Raw genomic sequence first — 23,340 nt, 5'->3', positions numbered from 1 at the left:
TTCAACCGCGGCCAACAAAACCATTCCCCAGGTCTTTTATTTCGGCAGTGACGCCAGGCCCTGGCCCAGCAACCCCACCAGATAATCGGCCATGACCTTCTGGCCGACATCATCGGAAACGAGATCGTTGCGGATCTCGATCATTGCGTTGAGCAGGCCATTCTTCAAGCCATGCTCGATCAATGTATGCGTGACACCGTCGATCGGCCCATAGGGCTCGTTGCGGCGCGTATCGAAGGCCGCGCCTGCCGCGGCCGCCAGCATCGCATCCGCCAGCCTTGCATCGGTGTCGTGTAAAATGCCGACTTCCACAGAACGCGGCTTGCCGTGGTAGACCGGCGTGAAGCTATGCATCGTCACCAGCACAGTCGGCTGGCCCGCTGCCGCACGGGCAGCGATGAGATCGGCAAGCCCGTTGCGGAACGGATCGTAGATCGCCTGCGTCCGCGCCAGCCTTTGTTCGGCCGACAGACCGGCATTGCCCGGAATGTCGTAAATTTCGCTGACCGCCGGCATTGCAGCCTCCGCTTCCGGTGGCCGGTTGCAATCATAGACGAGCCGCGAAAACCGCTGATAGAACAAGGTCGCGTCGAGCTGTTCGACCATTCTTAGCGAAACCGCCAGAGCGCCTGGATCCCAGGAAATATGGCTCTCGAGTGCCTCCGGCCCAAGGCCAAGGTTCCCCATGTCCTGCGGCAGGCGACGCGAGGCATGCTCGCACACCAGGACCACCGGGCTGCTGCCGTGTGGGTTTTCAATGGCAACCGGGCTGCCGTCCGCATCTGTCAAAAGCCGCGCCAAACCCGCACCACTACGCTTAATGTTTCATTAGTGAAAAGAATTCTTCACGAATGCCCCTCTGTCAATCGAAATCTGAAACGATCTCTTCAAAAAACCGATTGACTCGAATTGTGACAGCGATGTTTAATCTGTCACAAAGCTGGCGTAGATCGGCTTCAGGGGAATAAAATTGACCAACGTCGCCACCTCCATGACGGTGTCGGATGTGATCAGCGCCCGTTTCACGACGCTCACCCGCGCCGAGAAACAGCTGGCTGAGATGCTTCTCGACAATTATCCGGTGTCCGGGCTCGGCAGCATCACGACGGTTGCCGAAAATGCCCGTGTCTCGACGCCGACGGTTGCGCGCATGGTGCAGAAGCTGGGATTTCGCGGTTTTCCCGATTTCCAGTCGCATCTGCACCAGGAACTGGAAGCGACGATCTCGAACCCGATCAGCAAACATGACCGCTGGGCGGCGAACGCGCCGGGCACCCATATCCTCAACCGCTTCGCCGATGCCATCATGAACAATATGCGCAACACTTTGGCGCAGATCGAGACGCAGGAATTCGACGGCGCCGCCACCCTGATCGCCGACCGCAAGCGCAACATCTATATCGTTGGCGGTCGCATCACCCGGGCGCTGGCCGACTATTTCTTCACGCATCTGCAGGTCATCCGCTCGGGGGTCACGCAGATCGCCTCGAACTCCAGCTCCTGGCCACATTACGTGCTGGACATGAAACAGGGCGACGTCCTGATCATCTTCGACATCCGCCGCTATGAACTGGAAATGGAAACGCTCGCCAAGATCGCAAAAGACCGCGGCGTCGAAATCATCCTGTTCACGGACCAGTGGAGTTCACCGGTCGCCAAATCGGCGCGCCGCATCTTCCGGATCCAGATCGAGGCACCGTCGGCCTGGGACAGTTCTGTTGTCACGCTGTTTGCCGTGGAGGCCCTGATCGAAGCCGTGCAGAGTTCGATCTGGGAAGAGACACGCGACAGGATGAAGACGCTCGAGGCCCTGTTCGATTCAACCCGACTTTTTCGAAAGCCGCTTTAGGAGGAGTACGGCAGGAACCGGACGCGCGAAAATGCGGCCGGATAGGACGACAAGGAGAAAGGTCCACAATCTTGTGGATCAGAATTTTGAGAATGAAATGAATATGTTCCGGGAAAGATCCAGCCGTCGCGCGGAAACACCTCCTGTCACATAAGCTTCATCGGACCCCAGTATCAGCTTCATCGAAACTGACTGAAATAACCAAAAGGAGAAGACCAATGATGTCACATATGCGCCGCCTGCTTTCACTTTCGACAGCCATGATCGTCGCTTCGACGGCCATCGCATCCGCCGAGCCAAGCGCCGAACTGATTGCCGCTGCCAAGGCTGAAGGCAATCTGACGACCATCGCGCTGCCCCACGACTGGTGCGGCTACGGCGGCGTCATCGCAGGCTTCAAGGCCAAATATCCGGAAATCACCGTCAACGAACTGAACCCGGACGCCGGCTCGGCCGACGAAGTCGAAGCCATCAAGGCCAACAAGGACAACAAGGGTCCGCAGGCACCTGACGTCGTCGACGTCGGTCTCGCCTTCGGTCCGCAGATGAAGGCCGAAGGCCTGACCCAGCCTTACAAGGTCTCCACCTGGGACGAAATTCCGGATACCATCAAGGATGCCGACGGTCACTGGTATGGCGATTATTACGGCGTCATGTCGCTGCTCGTGAACAAGGACCTCGTGGCCAACACCCCGAAGGACTGGTCCGATCTGCTGAAGCCGGAATATGCCGGTCAGGTTGCTCTCGCCGGGGATCCGCGCGCCTCCAACCAGGCCATCCTCGGCGTTCTCGCAGCTGGCCTTGCCAGCGGTGCAGCCGCCGGCCAGGCAGCAGGCGAAGCTGGCCTGAGCTATTTCGGCGAACTGAACAAGGCCGGCAATTTCGTTCCGGTTATCGGCAAGTCGGGCACGCTGGCTCAGGGCGCAACCCCGATCATCGTGATGTGGGACTACAATGCCCTGGCCGCCAAGGACACGCTGGCCGGCAATCCGCCGGTTGAAGTCGTCGTTCCGACCAAGGGCGTCCTCGCCGGCGTCTACGTTCAGGCGATCTCGGCCTATGCGCCGCACCCGAACGCTGCCAAGCTCTGGATGGAATACCTCTATTCGGACGAAGGCCAGCTTGCTTGGCTGAAGGGCTATTGCCACCCGGCGCGCTTCAACGCGATGGCCGCTGCCGGCAAGATCCCGCAGGAACTGCTCGACAAGCTGCCGCCGGCTGAGTCCTACGCTGCCGCCTACTTCCCGACCCTGGAAGAAGTCGACGCCAACAAGGCTGCCGTCACCGGCGGCTGGGACAAGGTCGTGGGCGCAAACGTCCAGTAATCGTCCCGTCAATGACCCCGTCCCGGCCGCATCGGCCGGGACGGGTTTCGCTTGAACAGGTCACGCCGTAGTCCGGCCGGAGAACCCACAGGATGCAATCCGACAAAACCAGTGTCCCGGCAGCGACGGTAACCATGCCGGTTCGCACGCGGCGCACCCTCCCGCTGAATTGGCTGGGCGTCCTGCCATTTGCCATTTTCGTTACGCTTTTTCTGATCATGCCGACGATGAAGATCGTGGTCGGCGCCTTCCAGACACCGGACGGCAGCCTGACGCTCGACAATATCCGCGGCCTGTTCACGCCCTCGATCATGGCGGCCTACTGGATTTCCATCAAGATCAGCCTCGCCTCGGCCATCCTCGGCTGCATCATCGGATTTGGTGTCTCTGCAGCGGTCGTTCTCGGCGGCTTGCCGCAATGGATCCGCGGGCCGCTCCTGACATTTTCGGGCGTCGCCTCCAACTTCGCCGGCGTGCCACTGGCCTTCGCGTTCCTCGCGACGCTCGGCCCGGTCGGCATCCTAACCGTCTTCCTGAAGACCCAGCTTGGGCTTGACCTGCGGCTGCTCGGCTTCAACCTTCTGTCCTTCTGGGGCCTGACGCTCACCTACCTGTTCTTCCAGATCCCTCTGATGGTGCTGATCATCACACCGGCGCTCGACGGCCTGAAGCGCGAATGGCGCGAGGCCGCCGAAATCCTCGGCGCCAGCGGACCGCAATACTGGCGCATGGTCGCCTTCCCGATCCTGTTTCCTTCTCTGCTCGGCACGCTGGCGCTTCTCTTCGCCAATGCCTTTGGTGCCGTCGCCACTGCCATCGCGCTGACAGGTTCGTCGCTGAACATCGTGCCAATCCTGCTGTTTGCGCAGATCCGCGGTGACGTTCTGGGCGATCCCCATCTGGGCTATGCCCTCGCCTTCGGCATGATCGTCATCACCGGCATTGCCAACACACTCTATATCTGGCTGCGCGCGCGCAGCGAAAGGTGGCTGAAATGAAGCGCATCTGGGCTTGGGGCGCGCTGACATTCGGGCTGCTCTACTTCTTCCTGCCGCTGATCGGCATGACCAATTTTTCCTTGAAAATGCGGCGCGGCGAATATTCCTTCGACGCCTATGCGCGGGTGCTGGCGGATCCGAAATTCCAGGAAACCTTCGGGTTTTCGGTGATGATGGCGCTTTTCACCATCCTCTTCGGCATCTTCCTGATCGTGCCCACGGCCTATTGGGTGCGCCTCAAGATGCCGGGTCTTCGGCCCTATATCGAGTTCGTCACGCTCCTGCCGCTGGTCATCCCGGCGATCGTCATCGTCTTCGGCTATATCCGCCTCTACAACACTTCGAGCTGGCTGCCTCTGACCGGCACGACCACGGGCACCAACCTCCTGTTGATGTTCGGTTATGCGACGCTCGCCCTGCCCTATATGTACAGGGCAGTCGATACCGGGTTGCGTACCATCGATGTGACGACGCTGACCGAAGCGGCACAAAGCCTGGGGGCCGGCTGGATCACCATCCTGTCGCGCATCATCCTGCCCAACGTGCTGGTCGCGGTCCTCTCCGGCGCCTTCCTGACCTTCGCGATCGTCATCGGCGAGTTCACCATGGCTGCCCTGCTCAACCGCCCGGCCTTCGGCCCCTACATGCAGCTTCTCGGCGCCAACCGGGCCTATGAACCCGCAGCCCTCGCCGTCATCGCCTTTGGCATCACATGGGCCTGCATGGGCCTGATCCAGCTGGTTACCCGTTTCTCCAAACACACGAGAGCACAACGCTAATGGCTTTTCTCGACATCAAGAATCTGGAAAAGGTCTTCGGACAGAACCGGGTTGTGAAGGACTTCAACCTCGCGATCGAAAAAGGTGAGTTCATCTCGCTGCTCGGCCCGTCCGGCTGCGGCAAGACAACCGTGCTGCGCATGGTCGCGGGCTTCGAGACATCGTCCTCCGGCGCGATCCTCATCGATGGCAAGGATGTCGTCTCCAAACGGCCGAACCAGCGCAATATCGGTATGGTGTTCCAGGCCTATGCCCTGTTTCCCAACCTGACGGTCGCCCAGAACGTCGGCTTCGGCCTCAAGGTCAAGGGCATTGCCGGCTCGGAGGCTGACAACCGGGTCGCCGAAATGCTGAAGCTGATCGGCCTGCCGGATCTCGGCAATCGCTATCCCTTCCAGCTGTCAGGCGGCCAGCAGCAGCGCGTTGCGCTCGCCCGGGCACTTGCCCCCAAGCCGCAGGTTCTGCTTCTCGACGAACCGCTTTCGGCGCTCGATGCCAAGATCCGCGTTTCGCTGCGCGAGGAAATCCGCATGATCCAGCAGCAACTCGGCATCACCACCGTCTTCGTTACCCATGACCAGGAAGAGGCGCTGTCGATTTCCGACCGGATCGTGGTCATGAATGGTGGCCGCGCCGACCAGATCGGCACGCCTTTCGACATCTACAATCGCCCCTCGACCCGCTTCGTCGCCTCCTTCGTCGGCACGCTCAACCTGATCGAGGCCAAGGTTATCGATCCCGCCGCCAATCGCATCTCGATCGGCGACCAGGCCATCACGCTGAAAGAACCGCTTGGGGCCGCGAAGGTCGGTGATACGATTTCCCTGGCGCTGCGGCCGGAAGCCGGCTCGATCGTCGAGGGAGCCAACGGTGATACCGCACTTGTCGGGCAGGTAATGACCAGCAATTTCCTCGGCTCCGTCATCCGTACGCGCATGAAAGTCGGCACGGCGGTGATTTCCTTCGACATGTTCAACAGTCCGGGGCTGACACCGCCATCGGTCGGAGAGACCGTAACCCTGCGCTTCACGGCCAGCGACCTCCTGATCATCCGCGAATAGCGGTTTGGAAAAATATGCCTGGAATGACGAACGCGGCAGGATGGACCTGTCGCGTTTTTCGTTGGCAGTGTCGTCGGCACCCTTTGACGTGCGCCCTGACATCTCTATAGTCAACGGCGCACGTTCTCAGGGCGGGGTGAAACTCCCCACCGGCGGTAGCGGGAGAAGTCCCGAAGCCCGCGAGCGCTCTCTGTCGCAAGCTGGAGAGGTCAGCAGATCCGGTCAAATTCCGGAGCCGACGGTTAAAGTCCGGATGGAAGAGAGCAAGCAGAACACCTGTCCCCTGCCGGGGATGGTGCGTCTGCGTGTTCGCCCAAGGGGATCATTGAAAAATGGCAACCTTGAAAGGCCAGACTGACATGACATTCGCTTCCCACCCGACACCGAAAATCGCCATCATCCGCGCGCGCTGGCACGCCGATATCGTCGATCAATGTGTCAACGCCTTCGTTTCCCATTGGCAAAAGCTTGGCGGCCAGAATTCGGACATCGAGATTTTTGACGTGCCCGGCGCGCTGGAAATCCCGCTTCACGCCCAGACGCTGGCAAAGACCGGGCGCTTCTCGGCGATCATCGGCTCGGCCTTTATCGTCGACGGCGGCATCTATCGCCACGACTTCGTCGCCGGCACCGTGCTCGATGCAATGATGCGGGTGCAACTCGACACCGGTGTGCCGGTTCTCTCGACCGTGCTCACCCCGCATCATTTCCAGGAAACCGAGGTCCACATCCGCTTCTTCCGCGAGCATTTCGTTCAGAAGGGCATCGAGGCCGCCAACGCCTGCTCGCAGATCCTCAACGCACGGGCGCAACTGGCGCTTTTGAACGCGTAATGCAAAATCAGGGCCGCGCCAGACACGCGGCCCTGATGTTCGTGTCATCCCACAGCCACATACCCGATCCCCTTCTTCGCGATCTCGTCCAGCGACTCTTCATATCCCGCATCCGCATAGCGGATGACGCCAAGCGCCGTGTCGTTGGTCAGTGCATGGCTGAGCCGTTCCGCGCCATCTGCAGTGCCATCGGCAACCACAGTCACGCCGCAACTGGTCATGTAGCCGGCATACCCGCCACCGCCGGAATGCACGACGACCAGATCGGCCATCGATGAGCAAAGCAGCATCGCGTCGAGCAGCGGCCAGTCGGCGATGGCGTCTGAGCCGTCCTTCATGCGCTCGGTCATGATGTTGGGATGCGCCATGGCGCCGGCGTCGAGATGATCGCGGGAAAAGGCGATCGGGCCTTTGAGCTCTCCTGAAGCGACGAGCGCATTGACGGCAACGGCCAACGCAGTGCGCTCCCCATGGCCGAGCCAGGCGATGCGGGCCGGTAGCCCTTCGAACGGCACATGCGCCCGCGCCAGCCGGATCCAGTTGGTGACGATCCTGTTGTCCGGAAACATTTCCAGCAAAAGATCGTCGATGCGGGCAATGTCGCTCTCCTCGCCCGACAGCGCCATCCAGCGGAACGGCCCGATCGCACGAGCAAACAGCGGCCGGAGATAGGCTTCGGTGAAGATCGGAATGTCGAAGGCATTGGCGACACCGCCGTCGCGGGCATGGGTGCGGATGAGATTGCCATTGTCGAAGACTTCCGCACCCTTGGCCTGGAATTCGAGCATCGCCTTGACGTGATCGACGATCGAGGCGCGGCTGGCGGCCATCAACTGGCCCTGCCCGTCGACGCGAAGGCGCCTGACTTCCTGCAGGCTCATGCCTTTTGGCACATAACCGTAGACAAGATCATGGGCCGAGGTCTGATCGGTAACAATGTCCGGCACGATGCCGCGCTTGGCGATTTCCGGGTAGATCACCGCTGCATTACCGACAAGCCCGATCGAGGTCGCGCGCTTTTCCTTCACGGCCTGATCGATCATCGCCAGCGCCGCATCGAGATCGGGTGCGACATGTTCGAGATAGCCGATGGCTTTTCGTTTCTCCGCACGCTCGGCATCGATGTCGATGCAGAGGATCGCCGCCCCCGCCATGCGGCCAGCGAGCGGCTGCGCGCCGCCCATGCCGCCAAGACCGGCCGTCAGGATGAAGCGGCCGGAGAGATCGCCACCGAAGCGATTTTCGGCGATCCGCATGAAGATTTCATAGGTGCCCTGGATGACGCCCTGGCTGCCGATATATTGCCAGGCACCGGCCGTCAGCCCGCCCCAGCAGATCAGCCCCTGCCGCTCCAGCTCATAGAACACCTCGGCCTTTGCCCATTGCCCGACGATGTTGCAATTGGCCATGATGACAAGCGGCGCCTTCGCATGGGTCTTGAGCAGCGCCACCGGCTTGCCCGACTGGATCACCAGCGTCTGGTCCTCGTCCATCTCGATGAGCGTCTTGACGATGGCCTTATGGGATGCCCAGTTCCGCGCGGCCTTGCCGAGTGCTGCATAGACAATCAGGTTTTCCGGATCCTCGCCGACGCATAGCACGTTTTCCAGCAACCGAAGCAACGCCTCCTGCCGCCAGCCCTTGGCACGCAGATCCGGGCCGCCGGGAATGGGAAAATTTGGGTGGCGGGAATTGGGTTTTGGCATAATGAGATCCCATGAGAGCGACGTTTGCAGGCGGCGTTGCAGTTGTATCCCCGACCCTCAGGGCGAGGGTGAAAGTGCATACCGCGCCAGCTCGATCCCCATCGCCTTCTCCACCGATGGATAGACGCTCGGATCGAGAACGCTGGACGCCAGCGGAATGACCGTCTTCGGCACATGCAGCACGAAAATCGTCATGCCGACCTGCAATTGCCCGACGCTGAGCGGCTCACCCTCCGGCGACAATGTGGTGATGACGTCCGGGAAGGTCGCAAGCCGCGTGCCGCCGGCATCCTCGACAGCCATGTATTCGTTCATGATGTGGAGTACCGTGGAGTCATCGCCCTTGCCGAGGGAAACCGTGCCGATATCGAAGGCTTCCCTGGTGTAGACGACGGATTTGTCCGTGATCACGCCTTCGGCCAGGATCGTGCCCCTGGTGGTCTTCGCGATCGTCTCGATAATGGCGCTGCCGCCCCTGCCTTCCGCAGCGATGATCGCCTCACCCAGAGTCAGGGCGAGCGAGATGCCGCCGAGTGCCGCGTTGTTTCGCACATAGGAGGCCCGCAGCGGATTGCGGCAGGAGGCGATGAAGCCGCCGGACATGTCGGAGGCGGTGCGCAGGATCGGCGAGACCTTGGCGGTCGCACCGCGCACCACGAGTTCGATGTAGCGGTTCGCGTCGCGATTGCCGCCAACAGCAGTCTGGATCATCGGTTCGGGCGAGCCGGCCATGCCGATCGAGCCCATGTCGCCTGTCGGATGCGCCCGCATGTCGCCGACGGCATCCAGCACCTTGGTGCCGAGAATGGCCGATGGCAGCCAGCCATTCAGCGTCGAGGACTTGCCGTTCTGCCCGACCATCAGCGCCGACAGCTTTTCGCCCAGCGCGTCTTGTAGGAGTTCGACCGCCTTGACGTAATCGACGCCGCGCATTTCCCATGCTGTCGTCGAGGCAGGCGCGCCGATTGCGGCTGCGGTCGCCACCCAGTCGTCGTCGGAAAGCTCGTCGATCGAGACCAGCTCAGGCTTGCCGATCGAGACGGCGGCGTAACCGAGCATGCGGCCGTGATCGGCCCAGCCACCACCGCCAGCGGCATAGACGGACCCGCCCCTGACCGCAGCCTCGACGTCTTTTTCCTTTAAAATCCGGCCCATTAGACTGTCTCCTGAATCGGTTTCTGAAGTTCGCCATCGAGGTCCATCACCGCATGAAGCAGCACAGCGGCGCCCAGCGTAATGTCGTCGGTCTCGGCCCATTCGTCCGGCGTATGCGACCGGCCGTCGCGGCAGGCGACAAAGATCATCGCGGCTCGCGAGATCCGGGCCATCCACGCCGTGTCATGGCCGGCCCCGGATGCCATGCGGCGATGGCTGGCACCACGCGCATCGCATGCCTTGTCAAGCAGACGCAGGACCAGCGGATCGCCGGGTGTCGGGTGATTATCGGAGACGATCTTGGGCGTGGCGATACCGACGCCGGTTGCCTGCGCCATCCAGTCCGCAAGGTCCGTCACCTCCCGCAGGAAGCGCTCCATGGCGGGCCGCAATTCGGCCCGCGCATCGATGAGCAACCTTGCCCGCGACGGCACGACATTGGCGGCGTTCGGCTCGATCGAAAACTCGCCCACAGTCGCGGTGAAATGCCCCTCGCCCTTGGCAAGCTCGATCGCCAGTTTCTCGATCGCCACCACCAACCGCGCGGCGGCAACCAACGCATCCCGGCGGCAGCCCATCGGTGTTGTGCCTGCATGATCGGCCTGACCGTCAATGACAATCTCGATGCGGGTGATGCCGGCAATCGCCGTGACAACGCCGATATCGCATGTCTCGGTTTCGAGCACCGGTCCCTGCTCGATGTGCAGTTCGAGGAAGGCCTTGATATCGGAGCGCTTCTGGCTCGCCAGCCGCGATGGATCGCCGCCGACCTCGACGATCGCCTGGCGCAGCGTGACGTCATCATGCGTCCGGCTCAGCCAGCCATCCGGCAATAACCCGGCCATGCCACGGCTGCCGATGCAGGACACCCCGAAGAGCGAGACCTCCTCCGCAAGGAAATCGACCACCTCCAGATCATGATCAAGCCGGATATCCGCATCCGCCAGCGCCTGCGCCACTTCGAGCGCGCAGGCCACGCCGACGATCCCATCGAACCGACCACCCTCCGGCACCGTGTCGGAATGCGAGCCGAGCATGATCGTGCCAAGCCCGGACCGACGCCCCTTGCGGCGGCCAATCAGGTTGCCGGCCGCATCGATGCGGGTTTCGAGGCCAGCCGCCTTGAACTGGCGTTCGAGAAAGGCACGCCCCTCCAGAAACAGCGGCGTGAAAGCACGGCGCGTATAGGGCCGATCCGGCTCGGTGATCCGCGCCAGTCCCTTGATCGTCTCGGAAATCCGTTTCGAATCGACAGGGAGATTGGTGTCGCGCATTCTCATGCGCGATTGCCCATGAGCGGCAAGGTGGGCAAAGGCCGGACAAATGTGCCTGTCCCCGGCTCCGACAGAACGTCGGTGCCGTCAAAGGCGAGCCGCCCGCGCAGATAGGTGGCCTTGACCCGCCAGGGCAGGCGAATGCCGTTATAGGGCGACCAGCCGACGACGTTGTGGCCGCTTGCGGCGGCGTCATAGGTGTAGGGTTCCGGTGTCAGGACCGTGATGTCGGCATCCTTGCCGGCTTCGAGCGCGCCCTTGACATGCTCCAGCCGGAAATGCCGGGCGGGGTTGAGGCTCAGCAGTTCGGCCGCGCGGGTGAGCGGAATGCCCCGCTCCAGCGCACCCTTGACGAACAAGGGGACCATGACTTCGAGCCCCGGCACGCCGGATGCGTTGGCCAGCATGTCCGGATTGGTCTTGCGATCTTCCGACCAGGACACATGATCGGTGGAGACCATGGTCACCCGTCCCTCCGCCACATGCCGCCAGAGCTTTTCGACCTCGGCGCGGGCGCGGATCGGCGGGTTGATCTTGGCCTTGCCGCCAAGCCGCGCAACGTCGTTTTCCTCGTCCAGAACCAGATAATGAATGCAGCATTCGATCGTCGCGCGAAACCCCTGGGCGCGGTAGGCCGCGGCGATCTCGTAGCCGCGACCAAGCGAGCAGTGCACGACATGCGCCGGGCAGCCCGTTGCTGCCCCCGTCTCGTAGATCTGGTTGGTCGCCAGAAGTTCGCTCAGCGGCGGCCGCGACAGGCCGTGCGCCCGATAGTCGGTGATGCCGGATGCCTTGACCCTGTCGATCGCGGCGCGCACCGCCTCGTCATCCTCATTGTGCACGCCGGCCGTCAGCCCCGTTGGCGCGATGGCGGCGAAACATTGCTCGAGCAATCCTGCCGGGATGCGGGGAAACCGTTTGGGGTCGGTGCCGAAGGTGGAAAACTTGAAGGCCGCCACGCCGCCCTCGACCATTTCCGCGATGCGCACCGGCCCCTCCTCCGGGTCGATCGTGCCGTAGAGCGCAAAATCGACGCGCGCCTGCTCCCCCGCATGGACGACCTTGCGGGCAAGTGCATCGGCCGAACAGACCAGATTGCCCTCGTCATAGGGCATGTCGACAACCGTGGTGACGCCGCCGGCCGCCGCCGAACGGGTCGACCAACGGAAATCCTCCTGATCCCTCTGCGAGAGCGAATGCACCTGCGCATCGATCGCGCCGGGCAGGATCAAGGCGCGGCCAAGATCATGCCGTTCGCGCGCCGCCGGCATTGCCCCCTGCCCGACCTGCACGACCTTGCCGTCGCGCACGGCGACATGCCCGGCCTCGACGATACGGTCCGCCAGGACGAGGGTACCTTTCAGGACCAGATCGAAATCAGACATCGCAGTTCCCTTCGGTTTCAGACCTGTGAACGATCAGACGGAGAGCGCAAAGAAATCATCAAATTCGGGCATGGGGGCCGCCGCAACAAAGGCTTTGAGAAGATCACCGGATGCGAATGCCCGGTGCAGCGCCTCGATCTCGTTCGAAAGCGGCCGATCCTTCAGATAGACCGGGCTGAGGGCACGGACACGATCATAGGCAAGCCGCGTGACGCCATCGGGCACATCGCCGAGAAGATCGATCGCCTGCGCCGACAAAAGCGCCTCGATCGCCGCCATCTGGCGCAGATCGCGAACCTGCGTTTCCATGCGCTCGACAATCAAAGGCAGGAAGGTCGCCTCTTCTTCCAGGCCGCCGGCAACGACGATCGATTGCGCCGAAAGCGGCACCGCCATCGACTGGACCCGCATATAGAGTTCGACCACCAGCTTCATCAGCGGCCCGAGACCGCTCGCCACCTCGCCGGTCGCAACGAGATTGACCGGCAGGTTGCGGCGCACCCCGTTGGACAAAAGGATGCAACGGTTCAGCACATTGCGCGCCACGTGCGAAAAACCGACCTGCGCCGTCTCGATATAAAGCGTCGTCGTCAACGGCAGCGAGGCGCCGGACGCGTGCACCTGACCACCCAAAACGACGGGATTGTCATCCGACAGATAGGTCGCATCGACAAGACGCTCGGCGGCGACCAGCAGCGTATCGACAGAGGCCCCGAACACCTGCGCCGTCATGCGCAGGCTGAGCGGATCGTGGATTGCGGTTGGCAGCGGCCAGTCGACGACGCCGGACTGACCGTAGAGCCAGGAGCCAACCAGCGCATCGCCCCGCGTGCCCAGCGTTGCCGCCACCCGCCAGGGATCGGCAGACGCGCCGAGCGCCAGCGACGACATCAGCCCGGTGACCATCAGCACCCGCACGGCAGACGCCGCCTCCCGCAACACGTCGGCGGCGGCCGCATAGGCAATCGCATTGACGCTAAGCGACGCCAAAGCGTCGCGCGGCTGCATGACGAAGGGTTGCAGGCCGGCCAGGCGCAAGGCCTCTTCCGCGGCCATGAGGCGTCCGTCAAAATAGGCTTCGCCGGCACCGGTGAGAACCGAAGCGACCTGCCCCATCAGGCCGATATCGGCGCACCCGATCGATCCATGCCGGTGCACGGCCGGCACCACGCCATGGGCGAGCAGCCCCAGAAAGGCCTGAACCAGTTGCACGCTGCATCCGGTATGGCCGCCAAGCGCCGTGTTGATCCGGATCGCGATGGCCTTGCGGATGATGTCCTCGCAAAAGAACGGACCGGTACCGAAATGATGCGCCTTGACCAGGCCGCTGTTGAACTCCGAGAGATCACCCGCAGTCCACAGGCGGTCCTTCATCGAGCCGACGCCGGTATTGGCACCATAGACCGGCAGCCCCATGGCAATTCGCTCGGTGATGACGCGATAGGCCGCCTCGACCTTATCGAAAGCGCTGTCGGCAACGACAGGCACGGCCGTCCCCTGGCCAATCCGCTGCAACGCCGCAAAATCGAGCGGTCGCCCCGTCAGAACAAGTGTCATTGCCGATGCAAGCATGCCGTCATTTACCCCGTTAGCGGCATGCTATGCGCTTTCGCATCGATTGTGCTATATCCCAAAGACGGAACATCCGATGCCGAAAGCAGGACAGGCTTTGCCTGTCTTTCGCATCCTTCACACATTGCAGGTCAGCATGGACATAGCGACACTGACGATTGTCCACGCCGTTCTGGACGAGCGCGGCATTCGCAAGGCCGCACGCCGCATCGGCCGCCCGGTGACCAGCGTCAGTGCGGCTTTGAAACGTCTGGAGGCAGCGATCTCCGTGCCGCTGGTGCGCAGCGAAGGCGGGCACCTGGTCCCGACGCTCGAAGCGCGTCGCCGATTTCCGGATCTCGCCGCCGCCAGCCTCGCCGCCACAGCGCTGACGGCGCTTGCCGGTCGTCGGGAAAATCCCGGGGCAATTCCGTCGATTGGCCTTGCGACCCTGCAGCGCTTCGTCGCCTGCGCCCGCAACGGCAGCATTCGCGGCACGGCCAAACAGCTCGGCCTTGGCCAGCCGCAACTGACGCGGCAGATGGCCGACCTCGAACGGGCGCTCGGCTGCGTGCTTCTTGCACGCTCGGCATCCGGCATCACCTGCACCGCCGATGGTCTTGCCGCCCTTCCGCTCGCCGAGGAACTGATCGATATCTGGAACCGGCTGTCGCGCGCCTCCGGTGATCGCTTCCGCCGCACCGCCGCCACATGGCGGCTGGGCTCGGTGATGCCGCTTGGCCCGGAAAGCGAGATTGCCCGCATGCTGGCGGCGCTGACGGCGGAGTGGCACAGGACGCGGCCGCGCCAACCGCTGTCCGTTTCGAGCATGACTGCCGACGAACTGATCGCCGGACTGAAGAACCGCCGCTTCGACGCTGCCCTGCTCGACCTTGCCGATATCCCCTCCGACTTCGAGGGCCGGCTGGTCTCGCAGGCGGCGTTGGCGCTGGCCGGTTCCCACGAAATCTTCGCCGAAAACAAAGGCGACATCCGCCGCTTGCTTTTGACCCGGCCAATGGCTGTGCCGAGCCTTAAAAGTGGCCTGCGCCAGCAAGCGACACGCTTTCTCGAACAGACCCTGAGCGAGGCAGAGCGCAATCGGATGACCCTGGTCGAGGTCGATTCGATCCCCGTCATCATCAACATGGTCATCCACCACGGTTATCTCTCGGTCCTGCCGGAAAGCTCGATCGCCCGCATCCAGACACCGCCGGCGATGATCAGGCTCGACACGGATTATGTGCAGTCGCTCTCGCTCGTCTGGCAGAAGAACGCCCTGTCTCGCCAGGTCGGCGAAGCCATGTTTGCGATGATGGGGCAGCAAAACCGGCAGGCGACACCGCAAAACGCGTGAATCTCATTGTCCGTCCTCGCCTTCAAGCCTCTGTTTCGAATCGATAAATTCGGACTTTTGATTCAACGCGCGAAGCCTTTGATTCAGACCGTGAACTTCAACCGCTTGCGGGTTTCGCTCGGGCTTTCGCGGTAGTGGGCGCGATAGCTGCGGGAAAAGGCTGACGATGAGTTGAAGCCGGTGATCGCCGCAATCTCGGCAAAATCGGCGCGCGTCTCGATGACCTTGCGACGGGCTGCATTGAGCCTGAGCGCCAGATAATGCTGGTGCGGTGCGACGCCCATCGTTTCCTGGAAAAGATCCTGCAGATGGCGCGCGCCGACGCCGACACGCCGCGCCAGCCTTGCCAGCGTCAGCGGCACCTCGACCGTTTCCTCCATCAGCTTCACCGCTGCGCCGACGCGCGCATCCAGGATCCGCATATTGCCGATAACAGGCACCTGCAGAAGATCACCACGCGTTCGTTCCTGCTCGTAGATGAACAGCCGCGACACTTCGAGCGCCAGCGAATAGCTGTGCTGGCGGCGGATCAGTTCCAGCATCAGGTCGAGCGTCGGCAGGGAACCACCTGTCGTGATCCGCTTGCCGTCGATGACGAAGCGTTCGCGCACCATGGTGATCTGCGGATAGGCGGCAGCAAAATCCTCGAAATCCTCCCAGTGGTTGGTCGCCCGGACATTGTCGAGCAGGCTGGTCTCCGCCAGGATCCAAGAGCCCGCTTCAATGCCCGCCATCAACGTCCGGTGCCGTGCCGTCTGCGAAAGCTGCATGCGCAGGTGCGAACTCGTATGGGCCTGCCAGTTGTAGCTCGACAGCACGAACAGCGGCTCGGTCTCCTTCTGCGGCCGGAAGGCGCCGGATACCGGGATCGGGATTCCGCTTCTGGTCTCGATCGGCTTGCCGTCCGGGCTGAAGAAGCGCCAGGTGTAGAGTGTGCGCCCGGCGATACGGTTGGCGGCCCTGAGCGGCTCGACGACGGAGGCGACAAGAATGAGGTTGGTCTCCGGCAGGATCAGCAGATCGAGGTGCTGGCTGTCTTCGCGCGGGGCAAGCATGTCGAACTCTCCGTCAAAAGTACCGATAATGTACAACATAGCTCTGAAATTGAAAAGCAGAGGCCGAAATCTTGGATCGTAATGTGACCCAGGAAAAGAGGGAGAGATCCATGCCACTCAGCATGAACCGCGACGTTTTCATCACCTGCGCCGTGACAGGTTCCGGCGACACCGCCGGAAAATCCCCGCATGTGCCGCGTTCTCCGAAAGACATTGCAGCCTCGGCCATCGATGCCGCCAAGGCCGGTGCCGCCATCGTGCATTGTCACGTCCGCGATCCCGACACCGGTGCACCCAGCCGCCGCAACGACCTCTACAAGCAAGTCACCGACCTGATCCGCTCCGCCGATGTCGATGTCGTGCTGAACCTGACGGCCGGCATGGGCGGCGACATGATTTTCGGCAATGTCGAAAGCCCGCTGCCGCTTAACCCCAATGGCACGGACATGGCCGGCGCCACCGAGCGCGTTTCGCATGTTGCCGAATGCCTGCCGGAAATCTGCACGCTCGATTGCGGCACGATGAATTTTTCGCTCGGCGACTATGTCATGACCAACACGCCGTCAATGCTGCGCGCCATGGCCAAGATGATGACCGATCTTGGCGTGCGCCCGGAAATCGAGGCCTTCGACACAGGCCATCTCTGGTTCGCCAAGCAACTTGTCGAGGAAGGCCTGATTGAGGACCCTGTTCTGATCCAGCTCTGCATGGGCATTCCCTGGGGCGCACCCGACGACCTCAACACCTTCATGGCGATGGTCAACAACGTCCCGCCGACCTGGACCTTCTCCGCATTCTCGATCGGCCGCAACGCACTCGCCTATCCGGCCGCGGCAGTGCTCGCCGGCGGCAATGTCCGCGTCGGACTGGAGGACAATCTCTATGTCGGCAAGGGCCAGCTCGCGACGAATGCGCAGCTCGTCGAAAAGGCCGTCGGTGTCATCGAAGGCATGGGCGCGCGGATCATCGGGCCGGCGGAAGTGCGTGAGAAGCTGAAGCTGGTGAAACGGTAGACCGAACGGGCAGAGCGAGCGGCGCGCCCCCTCATCCGCCCTTCGGGCACCTTTTCCCCGCTGGGGAGAAGAGGGAGTGTGCAGCAAACGACGAGGCCCAGACTGAACCGGAAAGACGCCGCGCGCACCCTCTTCTCCCCCACCGGGAGAAAGAAGGCCCGAAGGGCCGGATAAGGGGGGCGGCACGACGCGACAACAAGGGACACGAGAATGACCACAATCAAAAAAGCAGCCTGCATCGGTGGCGGCGTTATCGGCGGGGCCTGGGCGGCACGTTTTCTTCTCGCCGGCATCGATGTCGCCATGTTTGATCCGCATCCGGAAGCGACCCGCATCGTCGGCGAAGTGCTGGCCAATGCCGAGCGCGCCTATGCCATGCTGACCATGGCGCCACTGCCTGCCAAGGGCAAGCTCACCTTCGTCAAGAGCGTTGAAGAGGCCGTGCAAGGCGCTGACTGGATTCAGGAAAGCGTGCCCGAGCGCGTCGATCTGAAGCGCAACGTCATCACCCAGATCGATGCCGCCGCAGACCCGAAAGCGCTGATCGGTTCGTCCACCTCGGGCATCATGCCGACCGACCTGCAGCGCGACATGAAGCATCCCGAGCGCATGTTCGTCGCCCACCCCTACAACCCCGTCTATCTGCTGCCGCTTGCCGAACTCGTCGGTGGCGAAAGGACCTCCAAGGAAACCCTGCAGGAGGCGAAAGCCAAGCTGGCGCCGATCGGCATGAAAGGGGTGATCATCAACAAGGAGATCGAGGCCTTCGTCGGCGACCGCCTGCTCGAAGCCGTCTGGCGCGAGGGTCTCTGGCTGATCAAGGACGACATCTGCGACACCGAAACCCTTGACGACGTGATCCGCTATTCCTTCGGCATGCGCTGGGCCCAGATGGGCATGTTCGAGACCTACCGTATTGCCGGTGGCGAAGCCGGCATGCGCCACTTTCTCGCGCAGTTCGGCCCCTGCCTGTCCTGGCCCTGGACCAAGCTGATGAATGTCGTCGATCTCGACGACGAACTGGTCGACAAGATCGCCGGCCAGTCCGACGCCCAGTCCGGCGCGCGCGGCATCCGCGATCTGGAGCGCATCCGCGACGAAAACCTCGTCGGCATCATGCATGCGCTGAAAAGCGGCGACGGCGGCAAGGGCTGGGGAGCCGGCAAGCTGCTCGCCGATTTCGAGGAAAGCCTCTGGGCCAAGGCCGAAAAACCGAAGACCGATCTCGGCGAGGCGCAGCCGATCCGCATCCTTGATACCAAGGTCAACGCTGCCTGGGTCGATTACAACGGCCACATGACCGAGCACCGCTATCTGCAGGTCTTCGGTGACACGTCAGACGGCCTTTTGCGCCTGATCGGCGTCGATCTCGATTATGTCCGCAACGGCCACAGCTATTACACCGTGGAAACCCACATCCGGAACCTCGGTGAAGCCAAGCTCGGCGACGCCCTGTACTCAACCTGCCAGATCCTCTCCCATGACGAGAAGCGCCTGCACATCTTCTCGACGATCTACAACGCCGCCACCAGCGAACCGGTGGCAACCGCCGAGCAGATGCTGCTGCATGTGGACAGTAAGGCAAGCAAATCCGTCCCGGCGCTGCCGGAAGTGATTGCGAAGGTCGAGGCGATTGCTGGGGCGCATGCGCAGTTGGCCAAGCCAGAGGGTGTCGGTCGGAGTGTCGGGCAGAAGCGGTAGAAATCCCTCTTCTCCCCGTCGGGGAGAAGTGCCGAGCAAAGCGAGGCGATGAGGGGTGGTGGCACAAACTCTCAGGGTTTGGCTCCCCCTCATCCGGCCCTCCGGGCCACCTTCTCCCCGCTGGGGAGAAGAGGCGAATGCCGCGAAACAAGAATACAAGAGGGAACAGATCATGGATTTCGCACTGACCGCAGAACAGCAGATGATCGTCGAGACCGTGCGCGGCTTTGTCGAGACCGAAATCTATCCGCATGAAAACGAGGTCGAGCGCACCGGCGTGGTGCCGAAGGAACTCGGCCAGGAAATTGCGCAGAAGTGCAAGGACCTCGGTTTCTTCGCCTGCAACATGCCGGAAGAGGTCGGCGGCGCAGGGCTCGATCACCAGACATTCACGCTGGTCGAGCGCGAACTCGGGCGCGGTTCGATGGGCCTCACCGTGTTCTTCGGCCGTCCCTCGGGCATCCTCATGGCCTGCAATGACGAGCAGCGCGAAAAATACCTTATCCCGGCGGTCAAGGGCGAGAAATTCGATGCGCTGGCGATGACCGAGCCGGATGCCGGCTCCGACGTGCGCGGCATGAAGTGCTTCGCAAAGCCCGATGGCGATGACTGGATCGTCAACGGCACAAAACATTTCATCAGCCATGCCAACATCGCCGATTTTGTCATCGTCTTCATCGCCACCGGCGAAGAGGAAACCCCGCGCGGCCCGAAGAAGAAGATCACCTGCTTCCTCGTCGATCGCGGCACACCGGGTTTCGAGATCCGCAACGGTTACGACTCGGTGTCCCATCGCGGCTACCAGAACTGCATCCTGTCCTTCGACGATTGCCGGCTGCCCTCCTCGGCCATTCTCGGCGAGGTCCACAAGGGCTTCGACATCGCCAATGACTGGCTCTACGCCACCCGCATCACCGTTGCCGCCACTTGCGTCGGCCGCGCCCGCCGGGTGTTCGACTATGCCCTGCCCTATGCGGCCGAGCGCAAGCAGTTCGGCAAGCCGATCGGCGCCAACCAGGGCGTCTCGTTCAAGCTCGCCGACATGATCACCGAGATCGATGCCGCCGACTATCTGACGCTGGCGGCCGCCTGGCGGCTCGACCAGAAGCTTCCGGCCAATCGCGAGATCGCCTCGGCCAAGCTCTATGCCTCGGAAATGCTCGCCCGCGTCACCGACGAGGCGATCCAGATCTATGGCGGCATGGGCCTGATGGACGACCTGCCGCTCGCCCGTTTCTGGCGCGACGCCCGCGTCGAACGGATCTGGGACGGCACCTCGGAAATCCAGCGCCATATCATCAGCCGCGACCTGCTGCGTCCGCTGGGGGCATGAGCATGACCCGCGACCTTTCCCGCCTGATCCGGCCAAAATCCATCGCCGTCTTCGGCGGCAAGGAAGCGCGCCGGGTCATCGAGCAATGTGACAAGATGGGTTTCACCGGTGAAATCTGGCCTGTCCACCCGAAGAACGATGAGATCCTCGGGCGCAAATGCTACCGTTCGGTGGCCGACCTGCCCGGCGCGCCGGACGCAGCCTTTGTCGGCGTCAACCGGCAGCTGACCATCGAGATCATCCGCGATCTCTCCGCCCGCAAGGCCGGTGGCGCTGTCTGCTACGCCTCGGGTTTTCGCGAGGCCGTCAGCGAACTGGCCGATGGCAGCGACCTCCAGGAAGCGCTGGTGACGGCGGCGGGCGAGATGGCAATCGTCGGTCCAAACTGCTACGGCTTCATCAACATGCTGGATGGTGCCCTGCTCTGGCCGGACCAGCACGGCATGCAGCGGGTCGAACGCGGCGTCGCGGTTCTCACCCAGTCGTCCAACATCGCCTGCAATGTCTCGATGCAGATGCGCGGCCTGCCGCTTGCCTATATCATGACCGCCGGCAACCAGGCGCAGACCGGCCTCTCCGAACTCGCCATCGCAGCCCTCGAAGACCCCCGCGTCACCGCGGTCGGCCTGCATATCGAGGGCTTCGACAGCATCGAGGCGCTGGAGCGTCTGGCGATGCGCGCCCGCCAACTGAAAAAGCCGGTGGTCACCCTGAAGGTCGGCAAATCGGAGGCAGCCCAGCTTGCCACCGTCTCGCACACGGCCTCGCTTGCCGGCAATGACAAAGTCTCGTCGGCGCTTCTCGAACGCCTTGGCATCGGCCGGGTCGACACACTTCCGGAACTGCTCGAGACGCTGAAGCTGCTGCACCTGCATCCGCCGCTGAATAGCTTCGACATCTCCTCCATGAGTTGCTCGGGCGGCGAGGCCTCGCTGATGGCCGATGCCGGCGTCAGGCGCAAAACCGTTTTCCGTGCCTTGAGAGACGACCAGCGCCAGCCGCTGCGCGACAGCCTTGGCGAGATGGTGACGATCGCCAATCCGCTCGACTATCACACCTTCGTCTGGGGCAATCGCGACAGGCAGACGACGGCGTTTACCGCGATGATGCAGGGCGACTATGCGCTCAACCTGATCATTCTCGACTTTCCCCGCCAGGATCGCTGCGATGCCACGGACTGGGTGACGACCTGCGACGCCGTGATCGCCGCCTCCCGCGCAACCGGCGCCGTCGCCGGCATCGTTGCCAGCCTTGGCGAAAGCATGCCGGAATCCACCGCTCTGGCACTGATGGCGGACGGGGTCGTGCCCTTCTGCGGCATCGACGAGGCGCTGGCGGCGGCCGAAATCTCCGCAACGATCGGCAAGGCCTGGTCGAAACCGGCACCGGCACCCCTGCTGAAAACGCCGGCTGATGACGGCGAGATCGTCACGCTGTCGGAGCATGAGGCGAAACAGACGCTTGCGACATTCGGACTGTCCATTCCGCAGGGCAAGACAGCGTTGACCGCCGAAGATGCGGCAGATGCGGCCGAAGCGCTCGGTTTTCCCGTGGTCGTGAAGGGGCTGGGCGTTGCCCACAAGACGGAAGCCGGCGCCGTCAAGCTCAACCTTGGCACGCGGGAGGCGGTTCTTGCTGCTGCCAGCGACATGGCGGCCGTTGCATCCGGTTATCTCGTTGAAAAAATGATTGGAAAACCGGTGGCCGAAATCATTGTCGGTGCGCTGCGCGATCCGCTCGCCGGCCCCGTCCTGACCATTGGCGCAGGCGGAATTCTCGTGGAATTGCTGGAGGATTCGGCCATTTTGACCCTGCCGGCATCCGAAAATGCCATCCGCGAAGCGATATCCGGGCTAAAAATCAAAAAACTGCTCGATGGCTATCGCGGCGGCCAGAAAGGCGACATGGACGCGCTCGTCGCCGCTGTCGCTGCCGTGGCATCCTATGTCGCTGCGGATGCCGCAAAGCTGGAAGAACTCGATATCAATCCTATCATGGTTTTGCCTGAAGGGTCTGGGACCCTCGCAGTCGATGCCCTGATCCGTCGAAGGAACCAAAGCCTATGACCGGACCTATCCAGACCCGCCGCGAAGGCGGCATTCTCGAAGTCACCATCGATCGCCCGAAGGCCAACGCCATCGATCTCGCGACATCCAGGATCATGGGCGAGATCTTTGCAGGCTTCCGCGATGACGACAGCCTGCGCGTCGCGATCATCACCGGCGCCGGCGAGAAATTCTTCTGTCCCGGATGGGACCTCAAGGCCGCAGCCGGCGGCGATGCCGTCGATGGCGACTACGGTATTGGCGGCTTTGGCGGCCTGCAGGAATTGCGCGATCTCAACAAGCCGGTGATTGCCGCGATCAACGGGATCTGCTGTGGCGGGGGCCTCGAAATCGCGCTTTCGGCCGACATGATCCTGGCGGCCGAGCATGCCACCTTCGCACTGCCGGAAATCCGCTCGGGCACCGTCGCCGACGCCGCCTCGATCAAATTGCCGAAGCGCATCCCCTACCACATCGCCATGGACATGCTGTTCACCGGCCGCTGGCTCGATGCGACAGAAGCCAACCGCTGGGGCTTCGTCAACGAGATCCTGCCTGCGACCCAGCTGATGGAGCGGGCCTGGGAGCTCGCCCGCCTGCTCGAAAGCGGTCCGCCGCTCGTCTATGCGGCCATCAAGGAAGTGGTCCGAGCGGCCGAAGGCGAAGACTTCCAGACGACGATGAACAGGATCACCAAACGGCAGTTCAAGACCGTCGATATTCTTTATTCCAGCGATGACCAACTGGAGGGCGCAAGGGCATTTGCAGAGAAACGCGATCCCGTGTGGACCGGAAAGTGAACTCACAGCGAAGGGACTATCCATGAGAGAATCCCTCGACTTCCATAAGTAGAATTTATGAATTTTGTCGAATCTTTGCATCAATACAACTTTACCATTCGCCACTAGCATGAGGAAAAG

19 protein-coding genes and 1 riboswitch are annotated in these 23,340 nt (G+C 62.4%); of the genes, 12 read left to right on the top strand and 7 right to left on the bottom strand.

Annotated elements, in window-relative coordinates:
- Positions 1 to 36: 36 nt before the first annotated feature.
- Positions 37 to 801, bottom strand: a complete 765-nt coding sequence (locus AX760_RS14750; protein ID WP_071833685.1) for an N-formylglutamate amidohydrolase — start codon at positions 799 to 801, stop codon at positions 37 to 39.
- 190 nt (positions 802 to 991) lie between these two features.
- Between AX760_RS14750 and AX760_RS14745 the strand changes: the two genes are divergently transcribed.
- The 6 genes from AX760_RS14745 to AX760_RS14720 all read left to right on the top strand — a co-directional run bounded on the left by AX760_RS14745 (position 992) and on the right by AX760_RS14720 (position 6,845).
- Positions 992 to 1,849 (top strand): MurR/RpiR family transcriptional regulator, encoded by an 858-nt coding sequence (locus tag AX760_RS14745; RefSeq protein WP_071833700.1) that lies wholly within the window; start codon positions 992 to 994, stop codon positions 1,847 to 1,849.
- Between the two features lie 218 nt (positions 1,850 to 2,067).
- The gene (locus tag AX760_RS14740; protein ID WP_071833684.1) at positions 2,068 to 3,174 is read left to right on the top strand and encodes an ABC transporter substrate-binding protein; all 1,107 of its coding nucleotides are present in this window, start codon (positions 2,068 to 2,070) and stop codon (positions 3,172 to 3,174) included.
- 92 nt (positions 3,175 to 3,266) lie between these two features.
- Entirely contained in the window at positions 3,267 to 4,172 is a 906-nt protein-coding gene (locus AX760_RS14735) for an ABC transporter permease (protein WP_175552068.1), read from the top strand.
- Positions 4,169 to 4,951 carry an ABC transporter permease gene (locus AX760_RS14730; protein WP_071833683.1) on the top strand — a complete coding sequence of 261 codons (783 nt, stop codon included), beginning with the start codon at positions 4,169 to 4,171 and terminating at the stop codon, positions 4,949 to 4,951. Before AX760_RS14735 ends, AX760_RS14730 begins: the two co-directional genes overlap by 4 nt.
- Complete coding sequence (locus AX760_RS14725; RefSeq protein ID WP_071833682.1) at positions 4,951 to 6,012, top strand: ABC transporter ATP-binding protein; 1,062 nt, start codon at positions 4,951 to 4,953, stop codon at positions 6,010 to 6,012. Before AX760_RS14730 ends, AX760_RS14725 begins: the two co-directional genes overlap by 1 nt.
- A gap of 118 nt (positions 6,013 to 6,130) precedes the next feature.
- A riboswitch (FMN riboswitch) is annotated at positions 6,131 to 6,281 on the top strand.
- A 90-nt stretch (positions 6,282 to 6,371) separates the two neighbouring features.
- Entirely contained in the window at positions 6,372 to 6,845 is a 474-nt protein-coding gene (locus tag AX760_RS14720; protein WP_071833698.1) for a 6,7-dimethyl-8-ribityllumazine synthase, read from the top strand.
- A gap of 44 nt (positions 6,846 to 6,889) precedes the next feature.
- Here the strand turns inward: AX760_RS14720 and AX760_RS14715 are convergent, their stop codons facing one another.
- Genes AX760_RS14715 through AX760_RS14695 form a run of 5 tightly spaced genes read right to left on the bottom strand, consistent with a single transcriptional unit; the run spans position 6,890 to position 13,937 of the window.
- Entirely contained in the window at positions 6,890 to 8,551 is a 1,662-nt protein-coding gene (locus AX760_RS14715; protein WP_071833681.1) for a thiourocanate hydratase, read from the bottom strand.
- Between the two features lie 57 nt (positions 8,552 to 8,608).
- Positions 8,609 to 9,706, bottom strand: coding sequence for a thiohydantoin desulfurase (locus AX760_RS14710; protein WP_071833680.1), 1,098 nt, complete (start codon positions 9,704 to 9,706; stop codon positions 8,609 to 8,611).
- Positions 9,706 to 10,986, bottom strand: coding sequence for a Zn-dependent hydrolase (locus tag AX760_RS14705; protein WP_071833679.1), 1,281 nt, complete (start codon positions 10,984 to 10,986; stop codon positions 9,706 to 9,708). The genes AX760_RS14710 and AX760_RS14705 overlap by 1 nt, the downstream gene beginning before the upstream one ends.
- Positions 10,983 to 12,365 (bottom strand): dihydroorotase, encoded by a 1,383-nt coding sequence (locus AX760_RS14700; protein ID WP_071833678.1) that lies wholly within the window; start codon positions 12,363 to 12,365, stop codon positions 10,983 to 10,985. The genes AX760_RS14705 and AX760_RS14700 overlap by 4 nt, the downstream gene beginning before the upstream one ends.
- A gap of 33 nt (positions 12,366 to 12,398) precedes the next feature.
- A complete protein-coding gene (locus AX760_RS14695) occupies positions 12,399 to 13,937 on the bottom strand; it encodes an aromatic amino acid lyase (protein ID WP_071833677.1) in 1,539 nt (512 codons plus the stop codon).
- 76 nt (positions 13,938 to 14,013) lie between these two features.
- Between AX760_RS14695 and AX760_RS14690 the strand changes: the two genes are divergently transcribed.
- Complete coding sequence (locus AX760_RS14690) at positions 14,014 to 15,273, top strand: LysR family transcriptional regulator (RefSeq protein ID WP_071833676.1); 1,260 nt, start codon at positions 14,014 to 14,016, stop codon at positions 15,271 to 15,273.
- Between the two features lie 83 nt (positions 15,274 to 15,356).
- Here the strand turns inward: AX760_RS14690 and AX760_RS14685 are convergent, their stop codons facing one another.
- Positions 15,357 to 16,328: a GlxA family transcriptional regulator gene (locus tag AX760_RS14685; protein ID WP_071833675.1), complete on the bottom strand. Its 972-nt coding sequence runs from the start codon at positions 16,326 to 16,328 to the stop codon at positions 15,357 to 15,359.
- 110 nt (positions 16,329 to 16,438) lie between these two features.
- On the opposite strand from AX760_RS14685, the gene bcoG reads away from it, so the two are divergent.
- The 5 genes from bcoG to AX760_RS14660 all read left to right on the top strand — a co-directional run bounded on the left by bcoG (position 16,439) and on the right by AX760_RS14660 (position 23,220).
- A complete protein-coding gene (gene bcoG, locus AX760_RS14680; RefSeq protein ID WP_071833674.1) occupies positions 16,439 to 17,341 on the top strand; it encodes a 3-dehydrocarnitine:acetyl-CoA trimethylamine transferase BcoG in 903 nt (300 codons plus the stop codon).
- 210 nt (positions 17,342 to 17,551) lie between these two features.
- On the top strand, positions 17,552 to 19,042 hold the full coding sequence (locus tag AX760_RS14675; RefSeq protein WP_071833673.1) for a carnitine 3-dehydrogenase: 1,491 nt from the start codon (positions 17,552 to 17,554) through the stop codon (positions 19,040 to 19,042).
- A gap of 172 nt (positions 19,043 to 19,214) precedes the next feature.
- Complete coding sequence (locus AX760_RS14670) at positions 19,215 to 20,375, top strand: acyl-CoA dehydrogenase family protein (protein ID WP_071833672.1); 1,161 nt, start codon at positions 19,215 to 19,217, stop codon at positions 20,373 to 20,375.
- A 2-nt stretch (positions 20,376 to 20,377) separates the two neighbouring features.
- Complete coding sequence (locus tag AX760_RS14665; protein ID WP_071833671.1) at positions 20,378 to 22,441, top strand: acetate--CoA ligase family protein; 2,064 nt, start codon at positions 20,378 to 20,380, stop codon at positions 22,439 to 22,441.
- A complete protein-coding gene (locus AX760_RS14660) occupies positions 22,438 to 23,220 on the top strand; it encodes a carnitinyl-CoA dehydratase (protein ID WP_071833670.1) in 783 nt (260 codons plus the stop codon). Before AX760_RS14665 ends, AX760_RS14660 begins: the two co-directional genes overlap by 4 nt.
- The last annotated feature ends 120 nt before the right edge of the window (positions 23,221 to 23,340 follow it).

The sequence above is a fragment of the Pararhizobium antarcticum genome (genome assembly GCF_001885585.1).
GTDB classification, from domain to species: domain Bacteria; phylum Pseudomonadota; class Alphaproteobacteria; order Rhizobiales; family Rhizobiaceae; genus Pararhizobium; species Pararhizobium antarcticum.
The sequence above is the reverse complement of the archived record's forward strand: the minus strand, read 5'-3'. Positions and strand labels throughout refer to the sequence as shown.

What these genes read in the sequence shown, in the direction of transcription:
- AX760_RS14745 (WP_071833700.1), top strand. Translation starts at nt 992, where the DNA reads ATGACGGTGTCGGATGTGATCAGCGCCCGTTTCACGACGCTCACCCGC.
- AX760_RS14740 (WP_071833684.1), top strand. Translation starts at nt 2,068, where the DNA reads ATGATGTCACATATGCGCCGCCTGCTTTCACTTTCGACAGCCATGATC.
- AX760_RS14735 (WP_175552068.1), top strand. Translation starts at nt 3,267, where the DNA reads ATGCAATCCGACAAAACCAGTGTCCCGGCAGCGACGGTAACCATGCCG.
- AX760_RS14730 (WP_071833683.1), top strand. Translation starts at nt 4,169, where the DNA reads ATGAAGCGCATCTGGGCTTGGGGCGCGCTGACATTCGGGCTGCTCTAC.
- AX760_RS14725 (WP_071833682.1), top strand. Translation starts at nt 4,951, where the DNA reads ATGGCTTTTCTCGACATCAAGAATCTGGAAAAGGTCTTCGGACAGAAC.
- AX760_RS14720 (WP_071833698.1), top strand. Translation starts at nt 6,372, where the DNA reads ATGACATTCGCTTCCCACCCGACACCGAAAATCGCCATCATCCGCGCG.
- AX760_RS14715 (WP_071833681.1), bottom strand. Translation starts at nt 8,551, where the DNA reads ATGCCAAAACCCAATTCCCGCCACCCAAATTTTCCCATTCCCGGCGGC.
- AX760_RS14710 (WP_071833680.1), bottom strand. Translation starts at nt 9,706, where the DNA reads ATGGGCCGGATTTTAAAGGAAAAAGACGTCGAGGCTGCGGTCAGGGGC.
- AX760_RS14705 (WP_071833679.1), bottom strand. Translation starts at nt 10,986, where the DNA reads ATGAGAATGCGCGACACCAATCTCCCTGTCGATTCGAAACGGATTTCC.
- AX760_RS14700 (WP_071833678.1), bottom strand. Translation starts at nt 12,365, where the DNA reads ATGTCTGATTTCGATCTGGTCCTGAAAGGTACCCTCGTCCTGGCGGAC.
- AX760_RS14695 (WP_071833677.1), bottom strand. Translation starts at nt 13,937, where the DNA reads ATGCTTGCATCGGCAATGACACTTGTTCTGACGGGGCGACCGCTCGAT.
- AX760_RS14690 (WP_071833676.1), top strand. Translation starts at nt 14,014, where the DNA reads ATGCCGAAAGCAGGACAGGCTTTGCCTGTCTTTCGCATCCTTCACACA.
- AX760_RS14685 (WP_071833675.1), bottom strand. Translation starts at nt 16,328, where the DNA reads ATGCTTGCCCCGCGCGAAGACAGCCAGCACCTCGATCTGCTGATCCTG.
- bcoG (WP_071833674.1), top strand. Translation starts at nt 16,439, where the DNA reads ATGCCACTCAGCATGAACCGCGACGTTTTCATCACCTGCGCCGTGACA.
- AX760_RS14675 (WP_071833673.1), top strand. Translation starts at nt 17,552, where the DNA reads ATGACCACAATCAAAAAAGCAGCCTGCATCGGTGGCGGCGTTATCGGC.
- AX760_RS14670 (WP_071833672.1), top strand. Translation starts at nt 19,215, where the DNA reads ATGGATTTCGCACTGACCGCAGAACAGCAGATGATCGTCGAGACCGTG.
- AX760_RS14665 (WP_071833671.1), top strand. Translation starts at nt 20,378, where the DNA reads ATGACCCGCGACCTTTCCCGCCTGATCCGGCCAAAATCCATCGCCGTC.
- AX760_RS14660 (WP_071833670.1), top strand. Translation starts at nt 22,438, where the DNA reads ATGACCGGACCTATCCAGACCCGCCGCGAAGGCGGCATTCTCGAAGTC.